17 protein-coding genes are annotated in these 22816 nt (G+C 73.5%); 10 read left to right on the forward strand and 7 right to left on the reverse strand.

The window, feature by feature from the left end:
• Positions 1–3 precede the first annotated feature (3 nt).
• Positions 4–306, reverse strand: coding sequence for a helix-turn-helix transcriptional regulator (locus D1350_RS05705; protein WP_125774713.1), 303 nt, complete (start codon positions 304–306; stop codon positions 4–6).
• A 253-nt stretch (positions 307–559) separates the two neighbouring features.
• Between D1350_RS05705 and D1350_RS05710 the strand changes: the two genes are divergently transcribed.
• Positions 560–1801: an acyltransferase family protein gene (locus D1350_RS05710; protein WP_125774715.1), complete on the forward strand. Its 1242-nt coding sequence runs from the start codon at positions 560–562 to the stop codon at positions 1799–1801.
• Here the strand turns inward: D1350_RS05710 and mfd are convergent.
• The 3 genes from mfd to D1350_RS05725 form a co-directional block, all read right to left on the reverse strand.
• The gene (gene mfd, locus D1350_RS05715; RefSeq protein ID WP_125774717.1) at positions 1740–5399 is read right to left on the reverse strand and encodes a transcription-repair coupling factor; all 3660 of its coding nucleotides are present in this window, start codon (positions 5397–5399) and stop codon (positions 1740–1742) included. The two genes, D1350_RS05710 and mfd, sit on opposite strands and share 62 nt — an antisense overlap.
• A 226-nt stretch (positions 5400–5625) precedes the next feature.
• On the reverse strand, positions 5626–7104 hold the full coding sequence (locus D1350_RS05720) for an AAA family ATPase (protein WP_206074428.1): 1479 nt from the start codon (positions 7102–7104) through the stop codon (positions 5626–5628).
• Between the two features lie 55 nt (positions 7105–7159).
• Positions 7160–8659 carry an OmpA family protein gene (locus D1350_RS05725; protein WP_125774719.1) on the reverse strand — a complete coding sequence of 500 codons (1500 nt, stop codon included), beginning with the start codon at positions 8657–8659 and terminating at the stop codon, positions 7160–7162.
• Positions 8660–8814: 155 nt separating this feature from the next.
• Between D1350_RS05725 and D1350_RS05730 the strand changes: the two genes are divergently transcribed.
• Positions 8815–10548 carry a carbohydrate-binding module family 20 domain-containing protein gene (locus D1350_RS05730; protein ID WP_125774721.1) on the forward strand — a complete coding sequence of 578 codons (1734 nt, stop codon included), beginning with the start codon at positions 8815–8817 and terminating at the stop codon, positions 10546–10548.
• 168 nt (positions 10549–10716) lie between these two features.
• Positions 10717–11853: an acyltransferase family protein gene (locus D1350_RS05735; RefSeq protein WP_125774723.1), complete on the forward strand. Its 1137-nt coding sequence runs from the start codon at positions 10717–10719 to the stop codon at positions 11851–11853.
• On the opposite strand, the gene D1350_RS05740 is transcribed toward D1350_RS05735, so the two are convergent.
• Positions 11843–12445, reverse strand: coding sequence for an acyltransferase (locus D1350_RS05740; RefSeq protein WP_125774725.1), 603 nt, complete (start codon positions 12443–12445; stop codon positions 11843–11845). The two genes, D1350_RS05735 and D1350_RS05740, sit on opposite strands and share 11 nt — an antisense overlap.
• 182 nt (positions 12446–12627) lie before the next feature.
• Here D1350_RS05740 and D1350_RS05745 point away from each other — a divergent pair, with 182 nt between their 5' ends.
• Positions 12628–13962 (forward strand): MFS transporter, encoded by a 1335-nt coding sequence (locus D1350_RS05745; RefSeq protein ID WP_125774727.1) that lies wholly within the window; start codon positions 12628–12630, stop codon positions 13960–13962.
• On the forward strand, positions 13959–14978 hold the full coding sequence (locus tag D1350_RS05750; RefSeq protein ID WP_240643898.1) for a TolB family protein: 1020 nt from the start codon (positions 13959–13961) through the stop codon (positions 14976–14978). Before D1350_RS05745 ends, D1350_RS05750 begins: the two co-directional genes overlap by 4 nt.
• 853 nt (positions 14979–15831) lie before the next feature.
• Here D1350_RS05750 and D1350_RS05755 read toward each other — a convergent pair.
• Together D1350_RS05755 and D1350_RS05760 are read right to left on the reverse strand one after the other, a co-directional pair.
• Entirely contained in the window at positions 15832–17187 is a 1356-nt protein-coding gene (locus D1350_RS05755; RefSeq protein ID WP_125774729.1) for an O-antigen ligase family protein, read from the reverse strand.
• Positions 17184–18491: a YveK family protein gene (locus tag D1350_RS05760; protein ID WP_125774731.1), complete on the reverse strand. Its 1308-nt coding sequence runs from the start codon at positions 18489–18491 to the stop codon at positions 17184–17186. The genes D1350_RS05755 and D1350_RS05760 overlap by 4 nt, the downstream gene beginning before the upstream one ends.
• Positions 18492–18665: 174 nt before the next feature.
• On the opposite strand from D1350_RS05760, the gene D1350_RS05765 reads away from it, so the two are divergent.
• From D1350_RS05765 to D1350_RS05785, 5 genes are read left to right on the forward strand one after another with little or no spacing between them, the layout of a single operon-like run.
• Positions 18666–19421 (forward strand): hypothetical protein, encoded by a 756-nt coding sequence (locus D1350_RS05765; protein ID WP_206074429.1) that lies wholly within the window; start codon positions 18666–18668, stop codon positions 19419–19421.
• A gap of 59 nt (positions 19422–19480) precedes the next feature.
• Positions 19481–20335, forward strand: coding sequence for a glycosyltransferase family 2 protein (locus D1350_RS05770; RefSeq protein WP_125774733.1), 855 nt, complete (start codon positions 19481–19483; stop codon positions 20333–20335).
• The gene (locus tag D1350_RS24710) at positions 20332–20868 is read left to right on the forward strand and encodes an acyltransferase (protein ID WP_125774735.1); all 537 of its coding nucleotides are present in this window, start codon (positions 20332–20334) and stop codon (positions 20866–20868) included. The genes D1350_RS05770 and D1350_RS24710 overlap by 4 nt, the downstream gene beginning before the upstream one ends.
• A complete protein-coding gene (locus D1350_RS05780) occupies positions 20865–21821 on the forward strand; it encodes a glycosyltransferase family 2 protein (protein ID WP_125774737.1) in 957 nt (318 codons plus the stop codon). The genes D1350_RS24710 and D1350_RS05780 overlap by 4 nt, the downstream gene beginning before the upstream one ends.
• Positions 21818–22720: a glycosyltransferase gene (locus D1350_RS05785; RefSeq protein ID WP_125774739.1), complete on the forward strand. Its 903-nt coding sequence runs from the start codon at positions 21818–21820 to the stop codon at positions 22718–22720. The genes D1350_RS05780 and D1350_RS05785 overlap by 4 nt, the downstream gene beginning before the upstream one ends.
• Positions 22721–22816: the final 96 nt, after the last annotated feature.

The raw sequence follows: 22816 nt of genomic DNA on the forward strand, positions 1-22816 counted from the left end.
CGGTCACCTCGGTATCCGGACCCGTTGTGGAAGGGTCCGCTCGGCGTGGAACCGGCCCATCTCGGTGGTGAGCGGGTCGGTGGCTGAGACGACGGCGTCCGCGACACCCAGGACACGCAGGACGGCGAGGACGTTCTCGAGGCTGGCGGCGCCCGTACCCGTCTCGATGCCGCGCAACGTGGTGCGGGTGATGCCGGCACGGTCGGCGACGAGCTGGGCGGTCAGCCCGTGGATCTTGCGCCAGGCGCGAAGGTTCTCCCCGAGCTGGAGGAGGTCGCGATGGGTGCGTAGGGAGGTGCGGGCCATGTGGGAGGAGTCCTTTCCGGTTACCAGAGTAACCGGAACAGGCCCTAATGGACAGGGTACTGACCATTGTCCGTATCGATTCGACCGCAGGCGGGCTCCGCGCCAGCGGGTGATCGTCCGGGTGAATCCACCGGTTTGCCCCCACCTGCCGGTCGCCCGGCAGTCGCCCGCCCCTAGCCTTGACCGGCCCGCCGCCGCGGGCGCGACCCGCGCGCAACCAGTCCCCAGGGACCCCACCCCCACAGGAGCCCCCGTGACCGCCTCCCCCACCACGGTGGCACCGACGGTCGCGCCCGGTCGCCTGCGCTCCCTGGACGGCCTGCGCGGTGTCGCGGCGCTGGTCGTGGTGCTGCACCACACGCTGATGGTGCTGCCGCAGCTCGCGATGGTGCACCTCGGCCCGGTGCTCCCGGAGCCGGGCACGGCCGCGTGGTGGATCGTCAGCACGCCGCTGCGCATCGTGTGGGCGGGCCAGGAGGCGGTGCTGGTCTTCTTCGTGCTGAGCGGCTACGTGCTGACCGTGTACGCGCAGCGCCGGCTCGACGGCTCCCGTCCGGGCGCCGTCCGCGCCTACTACGTGCAGCGGCTCGCGCGGCTCTACCTGCCCGTGTGGGGCGCCGTCGCGCTCGCGCTGGCCGTCGCGCTGGCGATCCCCCGGGACGGTGGCGCGGCGAGCCTGTGGCTCGCCATGCACGCCGACCCGGACGCGCTGTCCGTGGTCATGGACCTGACGCTCCTGGGCGGGATCGGGCCCGCGTGGCTCGACAGCCCTCTGTGGTCGCTGGCCTGGGAGATCTGGTTCTCGCTGCTGCTCCCGGTGATGTGGCTGCTCGTGCGCCGGCTCCCCGTCCGTGGGCATGGCGGGGTGTGGATCATCCTGCTCGTCGCGGTGTCGGTCGCGGCCCCGCACCTGGGCCTGCCCGTCCCGCTCGCCCGGCCGCTGGAGTTCCTGCCGGTGTTCGGGATCGGCATGGTCCTCGCCCACGACTCCGACCGCCCGCACCGGGCGGCCGCCGCCGTGACGGCACGAGGCCCGTGGGCCTGGCCCGCGGTGCTGCTGCTGAGCTGGCTCGCGCTCGTGGCACCGTCGCCCGGCTGGGGGGCGCAGGGTCTCGTCCCGGGCCTCGCCGCCGACGCCCTCGCCCTCGCCGGTGTGGTCGGCCTCCTCGTGGCGGCGATGACCTGGGGTCCGCTGCTGCGGGCGCTGGAGCGCCGGCCCGCGCAGTGGCTGGGCCGGCGCTCGTTCAGCCTGTACCTGGTCCACGAGCCGGTGGTGGTCGCGCTCGCGCTGCTCACGGGTGCGACCGGCGCCGCGTGGGTGCTGTGGAGCACCGTCGCGGTGGTCGTCTCGCTCGCGCTCGCCGCGGGCTTCTTCCTTGCCGTCGAGCAGCCGGCCCTCGGCCTCTCCCGCTCCCTGGGCGAGCGCGCGGCGCTCAGGCCCGCGTACCCACCTTCGCCGCCGCGGCCACGTCCGCGAGGATCACGGCGTCGATGAGCTGGCGTGCCCACGCGAGCACCTCGGCGCCGCGCAGGGGGCGCCCGCCGATCCGCGCCGTCGTCGGGTACGGGACGAGGAACGCCCGGATGGCCGGCTTGAGGATCACGCCCGGGTAGAGGCGCTTGAGGCGCAGCTGCGCGGACTCCGGCAGGTCGACCGGGGCGAACCGGATGAGCTTGCCCTGCGCGGTGATGTCGGACAGGCCCGCGTCGCGGGCGTGGTTGCGGAAGTCGGCCACCTGGAAGAGGGCCTGGGCCACGTCGGGCAGGGCGCCGTACCGGTCCACGAGCTCGGCCCGCACCTCGTCGAGCGCCGCGGCGTCGCGTGCGGCGGCGATCTTCTTGTACGCCTCGAGGCGGAGCCGCTCCGTGGCGATGTAGGTCTCGGGGAGGTGGGCGTCGACGGGGAGCTCGATCGTGACCTCCGGCTTTTCCTCCCCGCTGTCGCCGCGGAACGCCGCGACGGCCTCGCCCACCATCCGCACGTACAGGTCGAACCCGACTCCCGCGATGTGCCCCGACTGCTCCCCGCCGAGCAGGTTGCCTGCACCGCGGATCTCCAGGTCCTTCATGGCGATCTGGATGCCGGCGCCGAGGTCGGTGTGGGCGGCCATCGTGGCGAGCCGGTCGTGGGCGGTCTCCGTGAGGGGCCGCTCGGGCGGGTAGAGGAAGTACGCGTAGGCGCGCTCGCGCCCGCGGCCCACGCGACCGCGGAGCTGGTGGAGCTGCGAGAGGCCGAGCGCGTCCGCCCGCTCCAGGATGAGCGTGTTCGCGTTGGAGATGTCCAGGCCGGTCTCGATGATCGTGGTGCAGACCAGGACGTCGAGCTCCTTCTCCCAGAACCCCCGGATCACCCGGTCGAGCTGGCCTTCGTTCATCTTGCCGTGGGCCACGCCGACGCGGGCCTCGGGCACCATCTCGCGCAGGTGCGCGGCGGCACGGTCGATGGACTCGACCTTGTTGTGCACGTAGAAGAGCTGCCCCTCGCGCAGCAGCTCGCGGCGGATCGCCGCGCCGATCTGCTTCTCCTCGTAGGGCCCCACGTAGGTGAGGACGGGGTGCCGCTCCTCGGGCGGGGTCGCGAGCGTGGACATCTCCCGGATACCGGTGACCGCCATCTCGAGCGTGCGCGGGATCGGCGTCGCGCTCATCGCCAGCACGTCCACGTTGGTGCGCAGCTGCTTGAGCGTCTCCTTGTGCTCCACGCCGAACCGCTGCTCCTCGTCGATGATGACGAGGCCCAGGTCCTTGAACCGGACGGAGCCCGTGATGAGGCGGTGCGTCCCGATCACCACGTCCACGGTGCCCTGGCGCAGGCCCTCGACGACCGCCTCCGACTCCTTGTCGCTCTGGAACCGGGACAGGGCCTTCACCGTCACCGGGAAGCCGGCGTACCGCTCGGAGAACGTCTCGAAGTGCTGCTGCACCAGCAGCGTCGTGGGCACGAGCACCGCCACCTGCTTGCCGTCCTGCACCGCCTTGAACGCGGCACGGATGGCGATCTCCGTCTTGCCGTAGCCCACGTCGCCGCAGACCAGACGGTCCATGGGGACCGGCTTCTCCATGTCGGCCTTGACCTCGTCGATGGTGGCGAGCTGGTCGGGCGTCTCGACGTAGGCGAAGGCGTCCTCCAGCTCCCGCTGCCAGGGCGTGTCCGGGCCGAACGCGTGCCCCTGCGTCGCCATGCGCGCGCTGTACAGCTTGATCAGCTCCGAGGCGATCTCCCGGACGTGCTTCCGGGCCCGTGCCTTGGTGTTCTTCCAGTCGGCGCCGCCCATCTTGCTGAGACTGGGGGCCTCGCCGCCCGAGTACTTGGTCACCTGGTCCAGCTGGTCCGTCGGCACGAAGAGCCGGTCGCCCGGCTGCCCGCGCTTCGACGACGCGTACTCCAGCACCAGGTACTCGCGCGTCGCGGCGTTGCCGCCCGTGCCGAGGGTGCGCTGCACCATCTCCACGAACCGGCCCACGCCGTGCTGCTCGTGCACCACGTAGTCGCCGGCCTTGAGCTGCAGCGGGTCCACCACGTTGCGCCGCCGCGACGGCATGCGGCGCATGTCGCGCGTGCTGGTCCCGGCGCGGCCCGTCAGCTCCTGCTCGGAGAACACCGCCAGGCGCAGCTCGGGCGCGACGAAGCCCTTGCCCGCGGTGGCAGGCGCAACATGGACGATGCCGGACTCCACCTCTCCCGCCAGGCTCGCCTCGAGCCGGGCCGCGGTCCCGGCGGCGCTCAGCTGCTCGGTCATGCGCTTGGCCGGGCCATGGCCCTCCGTCGTGAGGACGAGGGTCCAGCCCGCCTTCTGGAGGGTCTGCACCTCGTCGAGCGCCCGCTGCAGGTCGCCGCGGTAGGACTCGACGTCGCGGGCGCCGATCGTGAACAGGGGTTCGCCGTCCAGGTTCGCGGCGCCCTGGGCGGGGTGACCTCCCTGGGCGGGCCGACCGCCCGAGGCGGCCGAGGCGCCGTCGGCCCCCGGGATGTCCGCGAGCTCCGCGTCCTGCGTGAACGACGAGAGGGTCCACCAGCCGAGGCCGCGGCGCGCGGCGACGTCGCGCACCTCGGCGAAGGTGGCGAACGAGGCGGCGGACAGGTCGATCGGCGCCGCGCCGCCCGCGACCGCGCCCGACCAGGCCGCGGCGAGGAACTCCTCGGTGGTGGCGACGAGGTCGTGGGCCCGACGGCGCACCCGCTCGGGCTCGTTGACGACGAGGAGGGCGTCGTCGGGGACGAGCTCCAGGACGGGGACCATGTGGTCCACCAGCACCGGGGCGAGGGACTCCATGCCCTCGACGGCGATGCCGGCGGCGATGCGGTCGAGCATCTCGACGGCGCCGGGGAGCTGCTCCACGAGGCCTGCGGCGCGCTCGCGCACGGCGTCCGTCAGGAGGATCTCGCGGCACGGCGGGGCCCAGAGGCCCTGGTCGGCGACCTCGAGGGACCGCTGGTGGGCCACCGAGAACCAGCGGATCTCCGTGACCTCGTCGCCCCAGAACTCGAGCCGGAGCGGGTGGTCCTCCGTGGGCGGGAAGACGTCGAGGATGCCGCCGCGCACCGCGAACTCTCCGCGTCGCTCCACCATGTCGACGCGGCTGTAGGCCGCGTCGGTGAGCCGCTGGGCCACGTCGGTCAGGTCGGCGGTGCTGCCGGTCCCCAGGCTCACCGGCTCCAGCTCGCCCAGGCCGTCGACGACCGGCTGGAGGAGCGCCCGGACCGGCATCACCAGGACCCGGATGGGGCCCGTCTGGGTCGTCTCGGTCGTGGGGTGCGCCAGGCGGCGGAACACGGCGATCCGGCGGGCGACCGTGTCGGCGCGGGGCGAGAGCCGCTCGTGGGGCAGCGTCTCCCATGCCGGGAGGACGGCGACGTCGTCGTCGTGGTCGTCGGGCAGGTAGGCGCGGATCGCCGTCGCGAGCTCGTCGGCCTCGCGGCCCGTCGCCGTGACGACCACCAGCGGGCGGCGCTGCGCGGCGGCCGCCAGGAGCGGCGGGCGCACGCCCGCGGGCCCCACCACGTCGGCCGCGCCCCGGACCTGGACGTGCTCGACGGCGGCAGCGGCGCCCGGGTCGGCGAGGAGAGCGGGCAGCAGGCCGGTGAGGTTCATGGAGGTCCTTCGTGGCTCGCGGGCGGCGGCGGGTGGCGGTGGCGCAGGTGACGCATGGGCGGCAGGTGGCGCGGGTGGCGGCAGGTGCGCGTGCGGCGGACGCACGACGGCGGGCCCACCTCCCCTGGGCGGGGGTGGCGGGCTGGATCCAGGCTACCCCTCGGCTCCGACACGATGATGCCCGGCGTGTGGCGCAGTTCCCCGTATCCGCCTCGTCGGGCGCACCTCACTCACCCTGGTACAACCTGTCCAGATCGATCAGTTCGACGTCCTCACGGTGTCCTGCCGACTCTGTCAGCTCCTTCGTGAAGCCGGAGCGTGAGAACAACAGCAAGCGGACCTGGGTCGATGCCGTCGAGGGAGGCAGGAGCTCACGCAGATGGTCGAGCCGCGCCAGCTCGCCGTCCCCCACGGGCTTCTCCGTGGCCTTGGCCTCTCCGATGGCGAGGACCTTCCGGGCGCTACCTGGGAGGTCTTCGATCGCGACGACGTCAATCTCATGACCCGCCCGGTGCTCGACACATGCGACGACGGCGGATCTCGCCTGGTTGGCAATACCGCCCAATGTTGTGGCACCGGCGTGCGCCAGGACCCACTCCCGGACCAGATCCTCGAGATGGGGGCCGTAGACCTTGCTCGTGATGGTGTCGGCGACATCACGCCAGACACGCAACCCGCCACGAGCCGCCAGGACCGCCTCGCGTGGGCGGATGACGAGCTGGTGGAACCGGATGACAGGCTCAGCGAGGCGGTACACCGGACGGCGCCCCCGCAGCGCGTCCTCCGACCGCGTCACCAGCTGAAGCTCTTCCAGGACGGTCAACGGGTGGGCAAGTGCCGCGTCGGGACGCTGCAGGATTCCAGCGATCTCACTGCGCTTAGCAGCACCATCTGCGACGGCACCCAGGACTGAGAAGTACAAACCAGGGTCGGCAAGTCCGGGCTGTTCGTAGAGCAGCACGTTTCCCTCGCGGAAGAGCGCTGACGCGGGGTCGAGCAGACCGCCCGCGACCCACTGGTCGAAGTCCTCACGCGAAGGTACGCCGCCGCTCATGGCCTTGTACGCAGGAGTACCGCCGAGCAAGGCGTGAACCCGGAAGGCAACCTCAGGGTCGGCGACGAGGTCCCAGAACTCGGCCGCCTCGCGAAACGTGAACGGCGGGACGATCAGTTCGAGCACGGCGCGTCCGCGCAGTGGCGCCGTCCCGACGAGCAGGCTCCGCATGGTCGTCAACGCACTACCGCACAGGATCAAGCGCGCCCTTCCCTTGCGAAAGGCGCGCTCTGTCGGCCCGATCGCAATCTGCAGGAGTGACGCCAACGATGGCTCGGTATCCAGCAGGAAGGGGAACTCGTCCAGGACAACCAGCGTCGGCTCGTCGCGGCGCTCACCGAGCCGCAGCAGTGCGTCGAACGCCGCCTGCCAGGTTGCGAACCGGACCGGGTCCGCGAGTCCGAGGTACTCCGCGTAGGCCGCGCCAAGCATCTGGAGGTTCTGCGCACTCGACTGCTGGGCGGCCGTGAACATGAACCCGCCAGTTCCGTGCGCGAGCAGGTCAAGCATGAAGGTCTTTCCCTGCCGCCGCCGGCCGTAGACCACGCCGAGCCGGGCTCCTTCATCGGGGAGCTCGTAAAATCGCGTCAGGGCACCCCATTCACGCGCTCGACCGCTCAGCGCCGGAGGCTTCTTCGTAGTTGCAGGCATGGGTCTAATGTAACTCCAGTTATGGTAACTCCGCTTGTCATAGGCCCCCCGGCGGTCACTCCACCGGCACGTCCGTCAGCCGCAGCGGCGCCGCACCCAGCGTGCTGCCCAGCTGGAGCGTCACCGTGTCCACGCCGGGCACGTCGGGGTAGATCGCCACGTAGGTGAGCGTCTGCCCGCCGTCGATGCGCCGCAGCGTGTCCGTCTCCCCCAGCGGGAACCACACGGGGCGCCCGCCCGCGGTCTCACCGGCCTGGTAGTCCAGCGGGTACACGGCAGTGCTCCCCGACAGCACCGACAGCGCCAGCGCGTCCTTCGGCGAGTCGTTGCCCTCGCCCCGGTACGACCAGAGCCCGTTGAGGAACGCCACCCCGAACACCGAGTCCTTTTCCTGGTCCAGGGCGGTGACCTGCACCTCCACGACCAGGTGCCCCTCCACGCGGGTGGCCCGCGGCACCACCACCCGGTACGGGCGCGTGGCCTCGACCTCGACGCCCTCCGGCCCGGTCCCCGTCGGGCCGTCGTCGAACGGCGGCAGCTCGCCCGACGCCTCCACCGGCACCTCCGTCACCACCTCCGACGTCAGCGTGAGCGTCACCCGCCGGTTCAGCGCCCGGTTCGCGTCGCCGTCATTCGGCACGAGCGGCTCCGCCTCGCCCCGGCCCGAGGTGCGGACCGGGTAGTCGTCCATGTCGATGCGCTCGGCCAGCGCCGCCGCCACCGCCTCGGCCCGGCGCTCCGACAGGTCCAGGTTGTAGGCCTCGTCCGCCACGTCGTCGGTGTGTCCCACCACGTCAACGGTCCCGGGAGCCCGTCCGGCGAGGTGGGCGGCGGCCGCGTCGACGGCCGCGAGCGCCTCGGGCGCGAGGTCCGCCGAGTCGACGGCGAACAGCACGTCCGCGCCGAGCGTGACCACGACCTGCTCGGTGGACGTCAGCGTCGACACCGCCCCGTCCAGCTCACGGGTGTACGAGTCGAGCGTCGCGACGGGCGCGTCGGCGACCTCGCCCAGGTCCAGTCCGGCGTCGGGCACCGCGTCGATGACCGGGATGTCCGGGAGGTAGGCGCCCGGGAGGAGGAGGCCGATGGTGTCGCCCTGCGGGGCGGCGTATGCCGAGGTGACGCGGAGGCCCTGGGCGGGGAGCTGCGCGGAGGGCTCGAAGGTGGTGACGGCGTCGCCGTCGGCGTCGAGGGCGACGCTGCTGACCGTGCCCCCGGGGAGGTCGACGAGGCGGACCGCACCGCCGGGGGTGGTCTGCACGCCGATCTCCGTGTCGAAGAGGTCGTGCACTGGCAGGTCGTCCGCCGACGGCAGCAGGTCGAGCGTCAGGACCGCGTGCTCGCCCGTCCGGACGACGGGGTGCACCTCGATGGTGACCTCGCCGCCGCCCGCCACGACGGTGGTGGTCGCGACGACGTCGCCCGGGGCCGGGCCGGTCGGTGCGGTGGAAGGGCCGCTCGAGCCGGGGGCCGGCGTCGGACCGCCGGTGGCGGTGGGCGTGCAAGCGGTCAGGGCGAGGGCCGTGACCAGGGCGAGGACAGGGAGACGACGCACCCCCGACTCCTACCACGGACCTGCCACGTCGCTGCATCACAGGCGCGGCGGGGTCTGGCATGTTGCAGCCGGACTCTGTAACCTCTTGCAGCAAGATCCGGAAAGAGCCGTGCAACGATGCACGTCCGCGCCGGGATTGCTCGTTAGGAGCCGCAATGTCGCGGAGATTCGCCAGACCTCTCGCTGCCCTCGTCACCACGCTGACCCTCGGTCTGTCGCTGGGCGTCGCCACTACCGCCCCCACGGCCACCGCCGCCACCCCGCCGAACGGCGGGGACGACGTGATCCTCAACCTCTTCCAGTGGACCTGGGACTCGGTCGCGGCCGAGTGCACCAGCACGATCGGGCCGGCGGGCTACGGGTACGTGCAGGTGTCGCCGCCGCAGGAGCACGTCCAGGGTTCGCAGTGGTGGACGTCGTACCAGCCGGTGAGCTACCGCATCGAGTCCAAGCTCGGCACGCGCGCCGAGTTCGCGGCGATGGTGCAGACCTGCCGGAACGCGGGTGTGGGCGTCATCGCGGACGCGGTGGTGAACCACATGGCGGCCGCGTCGTCGACCTCGACGGGCGTGGCCGGCAGCACCTTCGGGCCGGACTCGTTCCCCGGCATCTACGGCTACAACGACTTCAACGACTGCCGCTCCAACATCTCGAACTACGGCGACCGCTACCAGGTACAGAACTGCCGCCTCGTGAGCCTGCAAGATCTGCGCACCGGCTCGAGCTACGTGCAGGACCGCCTCGCCGCCTACCTCAACGACCTGCTCTCGCTGGGCGTCGCGGGCTTCCGCATCGACGCCGCGAAGCACATCCCCGCCGCCGACCTCGCCGCGGTCAAGTCCCGGCTCAGCAACCCGAACGTCTTCTGGGTGCACGAAGTGATCGGCGCACACGGCGAGCCCGTCCAGCCGTCGGAGTACCTGGGCAGCGGCGACTCGCACGAGTTCCAGTACGCGCGCGACCTCAAGACCCACTTCGACGGGCAGATCCGCAACCTGCGCTACATCGGCGACAACAAGCTGCCGTCGGACCGCGCGCAGGTCTTCGTGGACAACCACGACACGGAGCGCAACGGCGAGACGATGACGTACGCCTGGGGCGCCAAGTACACGCTGGCGAACACGTTCCTGCTGTCGTGGCCGTACGGCTCCCCCACCGTGTACTCGGGCTACCGGTTCAGCGGCAACGACACGGGCGCGCCCGGCGCGACGTCGACCACCGTCCCGGACGCGAGCTGCAGCAACAGCCAGTGGGTGTGCACCCAGCGCTGGACCGAGGTGCGCGGGATGGTCGGCTTCCACAACGCGGTGGCCGGTACGGCCGTGACGAACTGGTGGGACGACGGCAACAACCACATCGCCTACGGCCGCGGCGCCCGGGGCTACGTGGCGATCAACAACACCGGGTCGGCCGTGACCCGGACCTACCAGACGTCGCTGCCCGCGGGGACGTACTGCGACGTCGTGGCGTCGACGACGTGCTCGGTGACCCGGACCGTCAACGCGTCCGGGCAGCTCACCGCCAGCGTGCCCGCGTACGGGTCGATCGCGCTGCACGTCGGGGCGCTCTCGGGCTCGACGCCGCCGCCCGCCGAGCAGGGCGACGTGTCCTTCGGCGTGAACGCCACCACCGTGTGGGGACAGAACGTGTACGTGGTGGGGAACCTCGCTCAGCTCGGGTCGTGGAACCCCGCTGCCGGGGTGGCGATGTCCTCGGCCGCGTACCCCGTGTGGCGGGCCGTCGTGGACCTGCCCGCCGGGACCACCTTCCAGTACAAGTACGTCAAGCGCGACGGGTCCGGGAACGTCGTCTGGGAGAGCGGCGCCAACCGGGTCGCCACGGTGGGCGCCAACGGGGCGCTGACGCTCAACGACACCTGGCGGCCGTAGCAAGGCTCGCCGAGGTAGTGCGTCCGTCGGACGAAGTCACTATCTCGGCGGGGCCCTCGCGCCGAGGTAGTGCCACCGTCGGACGGACGCACTACCTCGGCAAGGCCGGTGCGGGCGGGACGCCGGCGGCGCGGTGGCGGTGTCACCCGCCCCGCCTAGCATGGCCGGGTGACTTCTCACCCCTGGACGACCACCGGCGTGCCCGACGGCGCCGGGCGGGACGGTGAGCGACGTCCCCGGCTCACCTGGGCCGACGCCGCACGAGGGCTCGCGATCGTGCTCGTGGTGCTCTATCACGCAGCCGACTGGTTCCGGATGGCGGGCTTCGACACCCGCGACCTCCAGCAGGTCAACATGGCCCTGCGCTCGCTCCGGATGCCGCTCTTCTTCGCGGTCTCCGGCATGTTCGCCGCGCGGTGGGTGGCCGGCGGCTGGGGAGCCCTCGCCCGCGGCAAGCTGGCGCTCCTCCTCTGGGTGTTCTGGATCTGGGAGGCCGTCACGGCGGTGGTCCGGCTCCTGCTGGGGATGCGCGGCTACGCGGAGGAGGTGTGGCCCACGGTGGTCCGCGAGATCCTCCTCGCCCCGCTCGTGCCCCGTACCGAGCTGTGGTTCCTCTGGACGCTCGCGGTCTTCTTCGTGGTCGCACGCGCGACCCGCCGCCTGCCACCGGCGGTGCAGGTCGGTGCCGCCGCGCTGGTGGCGGCATTCGCCCTCACCGGGTGGAACGTGCAGAACCTCGCCTGGCGCGGGGTCGCGGAGTACCTCGTGTTCTTCCTCGGCGGCCTGCACCTGCGCGCGTTCCTCGAGCGCCTCGCGACCACGCTGACCTGGCTGCGGAGCCTGGCGATCGTCGTGGTGTGGGGAGCCGTGGTGGCCGTCGCCCGGGTGCTCGAGCTCGAGGACGTGCCGGGCGTCTACCTGCTGTGCGGGGCGGCCGGGGTGCTCGCGGGCATTGTCGTGGCGCGTGCGCTGTCCCGCCTGGGCCCGCTCCGCCGGCTCGGCGCGCGGACGCTGCCCGTCTACGTGGCGCACGCGGCGTTCCTGCTCCTGATCGCCATCCTGTCGGGCCGCGCCGTCCTGGCCTTCTACGACCCGCTGGGCCAGTCGCTCCCGCCGGGGCTCCTCACCGGCCTCCCGGGCTGGGGCTGGGCCACCCACCCGTGGCCGCTGACGAACCTGCTCCCCCTGCTCGCCACCCCGCTGGTTGTCTGGCTCGGTCTGCGGCTCCAGGACCTCGCGGTCCGGGCAGGGGCGTGGTGGCTCTACGAGCCGCCGTGGCAACCCGGCCGGCGCCTCACGGCGTGACGGCCACCTCGGCCGGCGTCAGTACCCCGTCGGCCTCGGCATAGCGCTCGCCGGTCTGCGGGCACACCCAGCCGCCGTCGGCCTCCTCGAGCGGCACGCCCGCCCGGCCGACCCACCGGATCCGCCGCGCGGGGACCCCGGCGACCAGGGCGAAGTCCGGGACGTCACGCGTGACGACGGCGCCGGCCGCCACGGTCGCCCACCGGCCGATCGTCACCGGCGCGACGCACACGGCCCGCGCCCCGATCGACGCGCCGGTCCGCACCGTCACGCCGACGGCGTCCCAGTCGTCCTCCGTCTTCAGCCGGCCGTCCACGGTGACGGCCCGCGGGTACACGTCGTTGGTCAGCACGGCGGCCGGGCCCACGAACACCCCGTCCTCCAGGACGGCCGGCTCGTAGACGAGGGCGTAGTTCTGCAGCTTGCAGCTGTCGCCGAGCCTGACCCCCGGCCCCACGTAGGCGCCTCGGCCCAGGGTGCAGTTCTCGCCGACGACGGCGTCCTCCCGCACCTGCGCCAGGTGCCAGACGGACGAGCCCGCGCCGATCGTCGCCCGCTCGTCGACGTCGGCCGACGCCGCGATCCTCACCATGGTCCGTCTCCTGTCGTCAGCGTGCTCCCGCGCGAGAGTAGCCGCGCCCGCCGAGCCGGGCCCCGCCCGGACGGGGCGCTGCCGGGGTGAATCCACGACTTCACCCCGGCCGCCGTGCTGGTCACGATGTCGCCCGGTCATACAGTGGCGGCGCCCTTGTTCGTCGCGCCGCCGGAGAGACCTTGACCGCCGCCCAGACCGCCGCGCCGGCTGCGCGCACACCGAGGCGCCCCCGCGTCGGCCGCGTCTCCTCGACCGTGGTCACCCTCGGCATCGTCAGCCTGCTGACCGACGTGTCGTCGGAGGCGGTGGCGGCGGTGCTCCCCCTGTACGTGACGGCGTCGCTGGGACTCACGACGGTCGCGTACGGCTTCGTCGACGGCCTGATGCAGGGCGCGAGCGCCCTGGTCCGGGTCGCGGGCGGCTGGGCGTCCGACCGCGGCGACCACCCGAAGTGGGTGGCCGCGGTGGGCTACGGCCTGTCGGCCCTGACCCGCGCCGGGCTGCTCCTGGCGTCCGGGTTCGCCGCGGTCACGACGCTCGTCGCGATCGACCGGATCGGCAAGGGCATCCGCACCGCACCGCGTGACGCGATGATCGCCGCGTCGTCGGACCCGCGCAGCCTCGCCCGCTCGTTCGGGACGCACCGGGCGCTCGACACGGCGGGCGCGGCCCTCGGGCCGCTGCTCGCGTTCGTGATCCTGTGGCTCATCCCTGAGGGCTACACCACGGTGTTCATGGTCTCGCTGGGCGCGTCGGTCCTGGGCCTCGGCGCCCTCGTCCTCCTCGTCCCGGACGTGCGCCCGCGCCGTGCGGCGTGGCTCGCGCAGCACAAGACGCGCGAGGGCCGCGGCCTGCCGAAGTGCAAGGGCTGCACGTGCGACGCCCTCGGCGGGCTGGAGCCCACGGGCCGGCCCTTCAGCTGGTCTTTCCTGCGCGACGGCGCCACGCGGCGGCTCCTCCTCGTCGCGACGGCTCTCGGCTTCCTCACCGTGGGCGACGGGTTCGTCTACCTCGCCCTCCAGGACCGCGACGGGTTCGCGACCCAGTGGTTCCCCCTGCTGTACGTGGGCACCAACGCGGCGTACATGCTGCTGGCGTCTCCCGCCGGGCGCCTGGCCGACCGCCTGGGCCGGGCCCGCGTCGTCGTCTGGGGGCACGTGCTGCTGGTCGGGGCGTACGTGTGCGCTGCCCTGCCGTCGGGCGGCATCGCGCCCACGCTGCTCGCGCTCGTCCTCCTCGGCGCGTTCTACGCCGCGACCGACGGCGTCCTCGCCGCCCTCGCCGGGTCCCTCGTGCCGCTGCCGGTCCGGGCGACGGCGATCGGCACCGCCCAGACCGTCGTCGCGGTGGCGCGCATGGTCGCGTCCGCGACGTTCGGCGTGCTCTGGTTCGCGGTGGGTCGCGAGCCGGCGCTCGTCCTGGTCACCGTGGTCCTGGCCGTCGCCGTCCCGGTCTGCTGGTTCGTGCTCCGCCGCGCGGACGCGACCACGACCGACGCCGGGACCGCCGCGTGACCGTGCGCCGCCGGGTCGCGGCCTTCGTCGTGCTCCTGGTCGTCGTCGTGGCCGGGGTGGGCTGGTTCGCCGCCGCCGAGCTGGCGCAGTCCCGGGCGGAGCACGCGGCACCGAGCGACGTCGCCACCGCCGCGCCCGACGACGTCACCGGCCCGCGGCTCGTGTTCCGCAGCACCGCCCCCGGCGACCTCTACGGGCGGGTGTCCGCGGTGCCGCTCGCCGACCTCGACGGCCCCCGGGCTGTCTCCCCCGTGGCGTGCGACCGCGTGGACGCCACGACCCGGGGCGTCGTCTGCCTGCGGACCAAGCGTGGCGTCGTGACGACCTTCGAGGCCCAGGTGCTCGACGCCGACTGGCAGGTGGCCGCCGAATGGCCCCTGCCCGGTACGCCGAGCCGCACCCGCTTCTCGCCGGACGGCTCGCTCGTGGCGACGACGGCGTTCGTCACCGGCCACTCGTACGCGAGCACGGGCTTCTCCACGGAGACGGTGGTCCGGCGGGCCGACGGCGGCGGCGCCGTGAACCTCGAGGAGCTCACCCTGGTGGTCGACGGCGCCCCGGCCGCCCCGGTGGACCGCAACGTGTGGGGCGTCACCTTCGTGGACGACTCGACGTTCTACGCCACCGTCCAGTCCCGGTCGCTGGGCCGCACGTGGCTGGCCCGCGGCGACCTCACCGCGCGCACCCTCACCACGGTGCGCGACGGCGTGGAGTGCCCCTCGCTCTCCCCCGACGGCACCCGCCTCGCGTTCAAGCACGACGCCGACCCCGGTCCCGAGGTGCACTGGACCCCGGCGGTGCTCGACCTGGCGACCGGCACGGTCAGCGTGCTCGACGCCGAGACCCGGAACATCGACGACCAGCTCGCCTGGCTCGACGACGGCACCCTGCTCTACGGCGTGCCGCGCACCGAGGAGTCGGGCGTGACCGACGTGTGGTCACTCCCGGCCGACGGCACCGGAGCCCCTGCCATCGCGGTCCCCGAGGCCTGGTCACCGGCGGTCGTGCGCCCCTGACCCGGCCCCCGGCCGGGGCGAGGCTCCCGGGGGAGCCGCCGTCCGGCGTCGTGCCGGTCGAGGGCACCCACCGAGGCCAGGCCCGCTCCCGCGAGGAGGGCGGCGCCCGCGACGGCGGTGAGGACCGCCCCCGCCAGCGCGCCCACCGGGCTCGGGCCGGTGCCGACCACCACGGCTGCCGCGCCGGCACCGGCCACAGCCGTGAGCGCGAACGGCCAGGCCGCGACGCCGCGGCTACGCGCCGGGGCCGCCGAGTGCGGCGGTGCGTGAGGCCGCAGCACCGTCAGGACGACGCCGAGCACCCCCCACCAGCACGCGGCGACGACGAGCGAGAGCACGACGTCGCCGGCGTCGTGCCAGCTGCTGACGACCACGCCGAGCTCCACCCCGAGCACGAGGACGGCACCCGCCACCGCGACCCGGCCACGTACCCGGTCCGGGACGGCGACCAGCACCGCGAACAGCGCGCTCGCCGCGGTGGCGGCATGACCCGACAGGGGTGCGCCGCCCTCGGGCGCGTACGACGGGAAGGGCAGGAGCTCGCGCTTGACGAGCTGGGCGAGCAGGAACGGCCCCGCGGTGCCCACCAGGGCCACCGCGACGCGCAGGAGGCTGCGCCGCGCGACAACCACCAGCGACACCACCACCACGACGAGCAGCGCGGGCGGCATGATCCACTTCAGCCCGCCCCGGAGAACGCGCCAGAAGCCGTCGAAGTACGGCTCGAGCAGGTCGGTGAGGAGCGCCGACCAGGCGTGCCCGGCGACCGACCCGAACGCCGCGGCGAGGACCGGCGGGAGCACCAGGCAGGCCGCGAGCAGGGCCGACGTGACAGCGGGGTGCCCGCGGCCGGTCACGAGCGGGCTCCGGCCCGGCCGGAGACCAGCGCGGGCGGGGTGAAGCTCGGCGCCCACGCGGTCACCTGCCTGCGGTACGAGCCTGCCATGCCCACGAGCAGGAACAGCGCCCCCATCGTCATCGGGAAGGCGAAGGCGTCGAAGAAGCTGATGCTGACGAACCCCACGGTCACCGACGCGACGAGGCTGAGGGCAAGGTCCTTGCTGCGCTCGTCGGTGGACTCGCTGCGCGCGTGCAGCAGGACCCCGACCGTCACGAACCAGATGCCGAGGAAGAGCAGCGTCCCGACGATCCCGACCGACACGAGCAGCACGAGGTACTCGTTGTCGAAGATCCGGTACTTGGGCAGGAAGGTGCCCAGGCCTCGGCCGAACAACGGGTCACGGGCGATGAAGTCCGCAGCCATGCCGAAGCTGTCGGTACGGGACGTGATGCTGGGGTCCTCCGAGTCGCTGAAGAGGCCGAGGATCGAGTCGAACACCTGGGGCGCCACCGCGAGCCCGGCGACCGCGCCGGCCACCCCGAACCCGCCCACGACCGCCCGGCGGACGGGCGGCCACCCGGCCATGACGATCAGCAGCCCGATCGCGGCGCCGATGTAGGCGGACCGCGACCCGGTGAGCGGCGTCAGCACCAGCAGGAGCACGGCGGGCGTCCACCGCCGCACGGCCGGGCGCTCCCGGTGGTGGAACGCCACGTGCAGCGCGAGCGGGAGCAGCATCATGACGAGCACGCCGTACTCCAGCGCGTGCGCGGCCGTCCCGGCCGGCCGGTACATACCGTTGCGCCAGGTCAGCGCCAGGTCGCCCGAGCCGGTCAGCCCGGGGATGACGATCCGGTCCACCCAGGCCTGACCGGTCGCGATCTGCGCGATCCCGAGCGCCGCCAGGAGGCCGCCCGCAAGCGCCAGCCGCCAGACGAGGAGGTCGAACCGCGCGCGGGACGGGATGCCGTCGTGCGCGACCAGGAGGGTTCCCGACCAGGCGACGAGCGACAGGAGCGCGACGTCCGCGGGGCTGATCTCGTCGACGCTGATCGGACGGGCCATGGCGAGCACGTACGTGAGGCCCACGCTGAACAGCCACACCCCCAGCGCGATGCGGATGGGGTGGATCCTGAGCGGGCTCGGCCGGGACGTCCCGACGCCGAGGAGCAGCCACAGCAGGAACCCCGCGAGACCGAACAGCATCGAGGGTGCGCCCGCGCTGCCGAGCGGGGCCAGCACCTGCTTGGCCGGCACAGCGAACAGCAGGAAGAGGTACAGCGTGAGCCAGAGGACGCCGTCGAGCCGCAGACCTGTGCCGAGCTCTGCCCGCTGCCGGAGCGTCAGGCCGCTCGCGGGGCTCCTCACCCGTTCTCCGTGCCGTTCGCCGGCTGCTGCTGACCCCCCTGGCCGACGACGTGCCAGCGCGTCCCGCCGGTGTCGTCCGGGCGCGCGCCCGGGCTGACCGGGGGGATCGCGAGCGGCAGACCGGGAGCCGGGGCGGGTTGCAGGGCCGGCGCGGGTTGCAGGGTCGGCTCGGGCTCGGACGCGGGCATGGTGGGCTCGGCGGCAGCGGGCTGCGACGCGACCGGCTGCGGCTCGGGCGCCGTCGGCTGCACGAGGGGCGGCACCAGCGACAGGATCGGCTCGGCGGCGGGCGCCTGCGCGGCCGGCTGCACCGGGAGCTGCGCGGCCGGCTGCACGACGGGCGTCGGCGCCGTCGTCGGCCGGGGCTCGGGCGGGGACGGCCGGGGCGTGGGCAGGGACATCGGGGGCGCCACCGGGATCGCGATCCGCGGCGTCGGCGACGGCGACGCCGGGGGCGGGGACGACGCCGGGGGCGGGGACACCGGCGCGTTGACCGGCACGTTGACCGGCGCGCGGGGGGACGCCGTCGGCCCGCCCTGCGGTCCGGGCGGGATGGCGAGCGCGGGCGACTGGGCGCGGATCGCGGCCACTGTCGCGGCCACGTCCGTGCCGCCGCCGCGCGACGCCGCGCCCGCGACGACCTGCACCGGACCGGTGACGGCGAGCGGCTCCCCGCCGGAACGCGCGCGGGAGTACCGGGCGGCGTTGCGGCGGCGCAGCACGAGCCCGTCGATCGCCACGGCGAGGACGCCGGTGGCGACGAGCCCGCCGCCCACCGCGGCGATGACCATGCGCATGGTGCCGCTCACGTCAGGCTCGGCCTCGGTGTCGAGCGTGAGCTCCATGGTGGTGAGGATGGTCGCCGCCGGTGCGTTCGCCTCGCGCTGGAGCCGCTCGAGCTGGACGGGTACGTCCTCGGCGATGAACTGGAGCGCCTCGATCGCCGCCTCGGGCGACTTCTCCGTGACGTCGACCGCGATCACCGGCCCGCGGGTGGACTCCTCCATCGTCACGGCGAACTGTGCGTCGGGCGCCGCCTCGGCCAGCTCCTTACCTGCCTTCGCACCGCCGTAGTGCGCGATGACGAGCCGCGCCGGCATGTCCAGGCCGCTGAGGTTGAGCAGCGGGTTTCCGCCCTCCACCAGGAGCTGCTCCGAGGGCAGGACGAGCAGCAGTCCCCGGGCGTTGTAGACGGCCGGCGTCGTGACGTAGGCGCCGTACGCGAGCCCCCCGGTCGCGAGGAGACCCACGAGCACCACGTACCAACGGCGCCTGAGCGCTCCGACGATCGCGGAGAACGACATAGTGCTGGATTCCCTCCCCAGGCGGGCAGCCGGTGTGGCGCGCCAACGGTATCGTGCGGCGGGTGCGGCGATAATCGTCGGTGCTAGCCGTGCGCAGGCCGCGCACCATTTCTCCATCCATCGGGATCGAGTGACGTTCTCCTCCTCTTCAAGAGAGTCCATCGGGGACCGAACATGACGCTGTGGGACCTGTTCGAGCTGGCGGTGCGCCGGTGGCCGGTGGTGCTCTGCGCGCTCGCCATCACTGCGGGCATGGGGTGGGTCTCCATCCAGGACGACGGCGTCTACTGGTCCCGGACCCAGGTGGTGTTCCTCGCCCCGCTCAGCGAGGAGAACCCCAATGCGCTGCGGACCCAGTCGGAGTCGCTGATCATCACGGCGGGCCTGGTCGCGAAGGAGGTCAACGGCCCGGGCGAGGTCACGAAGTACGGCTCTCCCGAGGTGACGCTCGTCGGCCTGGGCGTCCGTGAGGGGTGGTCGGTGCGGCAGCCCGACGTGGGCGGGCAGTGGGCGCCGAACTTCAACCAGCAGGTGCTCTACCTCGAGGTGGTCGGGCCCACCCCGGCGCACATCCAGGCGCAGCAGGACGCGATCTTCGACCAGATCGCCGAGGAGCTGGACATCCTGCAGCGCGAGCTGGAAGTTCACCCCGTCAACCACATCAGCGTGACGATCGCCCCCGAGTCGACGGCGATCTACCACGCGACCGGGAGCAGGCCGCGCGCGCTCATGATGACCACGGTCCTGTGCGGCGCCGCCACGGTCGCCCTCCTGTTCGCGCTCGAGATGAGGGCGCGACGGCGGTGGCTCCGCGAGCAGCGGGACACGCCCACCACCGCGATCCCCATCGTCCAGGCCCGGCCGCCGTGGGCGTCCGCGCCCGGGCGAAGTGCGGATGAACTTCGCCGAACCGTCCCGTTCGGCGGCTGACGCCTCGCTAGTCTGCGAGCGCGCCTACCGGTGGCGCCCTGGCTACCTGTGGAGGCGCGATGGAGGGGCACCCGCCCCGGGCGAGCGTGGTGATCCCCGCTCACGACGAGGCGGAGACGATCGGCACCCTGCTGGGCGTGCTGACCGCTGCCGCTCCTGGCGAGCTGGAGGTGGTCGTGGCCTGCAACGGGTGCACCGACGACACCGCTCGCGTCGCCGCGGGCTTCGGTGTCACCGTGGTCGAGGTGGCCGAGGCCTCGAAGATCGCCGCCCTCAACGCCGGGGACGCCGCAGCGACGGTGTTCCCCCGCGTGTACCTCGACGCCGACGTCTCGGTGACCCTCGCCGCGCTGCGTGCCGTCGTCGCCGCCCTGCGCCGCGGCGAGCTCGCCGCCGCGCCCCTGCCGGTCATGGACACCACCGGGTGCGGCCCGCTGGTCCGCGCCTACTTCGCGCTGTTCGACCGGCTCGGCTATGTGCGCCACTCCGTGCTCGGCGCGGGCTTCTACGCCCTGTCGGCGGAGGGGCGGCGCCGGTTCGGCGCCTTCCCCGACGTGGTGGCCGACGACGGCTTCGTGTACAGCCTGTTCACCGCCGCGGAGCGCCACAACCCGCCCGGCGCGATGTTCGTCGTGCGACCGCCGCGCACCCTGGCCGCGCTCTGGCGCCGCCAGGTCCGCATCGCGTACGGCAACGTCGAGCTCGAGGCCCGCGGGCACTCGGTCGCCGCACCCGGCCCCACGTGGGTGGGAGTGGTCCGGGCGCGGCCGTGGCTCGCGCCCGCCGCGGTCGTGTACGCGGCGGTCAACGGCTCGGCCAAGGCGGCTGCGCGCCGTCGGCTCCGGTCCGGCCTGGTGGCCGGGTGGAACCGCGACGAGACGTCCCGCGCCGCGGCGCGGACGGTGACCCCGTGAGCCCGCGCCGCGGCCCGCTGGCCGCAGCGTCCCGGTTGCTCAGTCCCACCACGTGGCGTCAGCTCGCCCGGGTGGTCAACTTCCTGGGGTACGACGGCGCCGGTGCCTCCGACGCGACCGTCGGAGCGGGGGTGCGCCTGTCCCCCACCGTGTCGGTGCGCAACGGCGCCCGGATCACGATCGGGGAGGGCGCGAACGTGGGCCAGTGGTGCTACCTCTGGGCGGGCGAGACGACCGGCCGCATCGAGATCGGCGCCAACGCGCTGCTCGCGCCCGAGGTCTTCGTCACCGCGTCGAACTACGACGTCGACGCCGGGGACGGCCCCGTCTCCGACCTGCCGCGCCGCGAAGCGGACGTCCGGATCGGCGCCGACACCTGGCTCGGCGCGCGCGTCGTCGTCCTGCCCGGGGTGACGATCGGCGACGGGACGGTGGTGGCCGCCGGGTCCGTCGTCGCCAAGGACCTGCCGCCCGGAGTGGTCGCCGCGGGCGTGCCCGCCCGGGTGCTGCGCCGCCGCGGGGAGCGCCGGTGAGCGCGGGCCTCGGTTCCGGGCCCGGGCCGTCCCCCGAGCTCAGCATCGTCGTCGTCACCTATCACAGCGCTGACTGGATCGGCCGCTGCCTCGGGGCCGTGCCCACCGCGCTCGGCGGCCGGCAGGCGGAGGTCGTCGTCGTCGACAATGCCTCCACCGACGGCACCGCCGACCTCGTCGCTCGCGACCATCCTGACGTGACCCTCGTGCGGAACGTCGTGAACACCGGCTTCGCGGCGGCGGTGAACGCGGGAGTGGCGGCGTCGTCGGCCCCCTGGGTGGTGCTGCTCAACCCGGACACGATCTCCCGGCCGGGCGCCCTCGCGAACCTCCTCGCCTTCGCCGAGGCCCGTCCCGGCCACGGCCTCTACGGCGGGCGGACGCTGACCGAGACGGGCGAGGTGGAGCCGTCGTCGTGCTGGGCGCTGCCCACCGTGTGGAGCACCGCGTGCTTCGCGCTCGGGCTGTCGACGCTCTTCCCCCGGACGCGGCTGTTCGACCCCGAGTCGATGGGGCGCTGGCCACGCGACAGCGTGCGCGAGGTCGGCATGGTTACCGGCTGCCTGCTCCTCGTGCCGCGCCCGGTGTGGGACGAGCTCGGCGGGCTCGACGAGCGCTACTTCGTCTACGGCGAGGACGCCGACCTCGGCGCCCGCGCCCGCGCCGCCGGGTACCGGCCGGTCATCACGCCCGACGCGGAGGTGGTCCACGCGATCGGGCAGTCGTCGTCGGGCGACGGCGGGAGCCTCCCGCTGGTCCTGGCCGGCAAGGTCACCTATGCGCGGACGCACTTCCCCGGCCTGTCGGGGGCGGTCGTCGTCGGGCTGCTGCGGCTCGGCGTCGGGGTCCGCGCGGCGGGGGCGCGCGTCAGCGGTCGCGGCCGTAAGTGGGCCGTGGGCTGGCGGCGGCGCAACGAGTGGTGGCACGGGTTCCCGATCGGAGAGAGCACATGAGCGTAACCCACGTCCTTCTCACCCGCTTCAACCTGCCCTCCAAGGGGGCGGAGGAGGTCATCAGGGCCAAGGAGGGCTGGCTGCGCGACCGGGTGGCGCTGTTCGAGCGCTACTGCCTGCCGAGCGTCGCCGCCCAGTCGGACCGTGACTTCGCGTGGCTCGTCTACATCGACCCGCAGAGCCCCGGCTGGTTCCAGACCTGGGCCGACGACGCCGGCGCCGGGCTCTTCCGCGCCGTGCGCCGCGAGGAGGTGCCGCGCGAGGCGCTGCTCGCGGACGTCGTCGAGGTGACCAGGCGGGTGCCCGAGCGGCTGCTGACCACGAACCTCGACAACGACGACGCGGTCTCCGTCGACTTCGTGGAGCGGCTCCGCTCGGCTGGTGCTGGTGCTGGCGCGGCTGGCGGCCCGGCGGACGGCGCGGCGGGGCGGACCGCGATCTACCTGGAGAACGGGCTGATCCGCCAGGGCGACCGGCTGTACGAGCACCGCGACCGGTCCAACGCGTTCTGCTCGGTGGCCGAGCCGTGGGACGGCGCCGTGAGCTGCTGGGCCGACTGGCACAACCGGCTCGAGCTGCACATGCCCGCTCTTCGCCTCGGCGGCGCGCCCGGCTGGCTGCAGGTCGTGCACGGCACGAACGTGAGCAACCGGGTGCGGGGGCGGCTCGCGAGCCCGGCCCCTTATGCGGGCCGGTTCGCGGCGGGGCTGGACGGCCTGCCGGTCCCGGCCGCGCGCGAACTCGCGTCGGACCGGCTGGTGCGCTCCCCCCTCCGCACGAGCCGCGAAGCGGCGCGCGGGCTGGCCAAGCGCTCGATCGAGCTCGTGGGCGGCCGGGACGCGGTGGACCGGATGAACGCGGTGCGGCGATCAGCGGTGAAGGCCGTCACGGGGCGCTAGCTGTACTGACCCGGGACGTTGTTGACATAGCGAGAGACCTCCGGGTCGAGTGGGAGCTGTCTAGGAACCTGCTCGACCAACGGAGGTCTCTCGTGT

The organism is Antribacter gilvus (assembly GCF_003946865.1).
Taxonomy (GTDB): domain Bacteria; phylum Actinomycetota; class Actinomycetes; order Actinomycetales; family Cellulomonadaceae; genus Antribacter; species Antribacter gilvus.

What these genes read in the sequence shown, in the direction of transcription:
- D1350_RS05705 (WP_125774713.1), bottom strand. Translation starts at nt 306, where the DNA reads ATGGCCCGCACCTCCCTACGCACCCATCGCGACCTCCTCCAGCTCGGG.
- mfd (WP_125774717.1), bottom strand. Translation starts at nt 5,399, where the DNA reads ATGAACCTCACCGGCCTGCTGCCCGCTCTCCTCGCCGACCCGGGCGCC.
- D1350_RS05720 (WP_206074428.1), bottom strand. Translation starts at nt 7,104, where the DNA reads ATGCCTGCAACTACGAAGAAGCCTCCGGCGCTGAGCGGTCGAGCGCGT.
- D1350_RS05730 (WP_125774721.1), top strand. Translation starts at nt 8,815, where the DNA reads ATGTCGCGGAGATTCGCCAGACCTCTCGCTGCCCTCGTCACCACGCTG.
- D1350_RS05740 (WP_125774725.1), bottom strand. Translation starts at nt 12,445, where the DNA reads ATGGTGAGGATCGCGGCGTCGGCCGACGTCGACGAGCGGGCGACGATC.
- D1350_RS05760 (WP_125774731.1), bottom strand. Translation starts at nt 18,491, where the DNA reads ATGTCGTTCTCCGCGATCGTCGGAGCGCTCAGGCGCCGTTGGTACGTG.
- D1350_RS05765 (WP_206074429.1), top strand. Translation starts at nt 18,666, where the DNA reads ATGACGCTGTGGGACCTGTTCGAGCTGGCGGTGCGCCGGTGGCCGGTG.
- D1350_RS05770 (WP_125774733.1), top strand. Translation starts at nt 19,481, where the DNA reads ATGGAGGGGCACCCGCCCCGGGCGAGCGTGGTGATCCCCGCTCACGAC.
- D1350_RS05785 (WP_125774739.1), top strand. Translation starts at nt 21,818, where the DNA reads ATGAGCGTAACCCACGTCCTTCTCACCCGCTTCAACCTGCCCTCCAAG.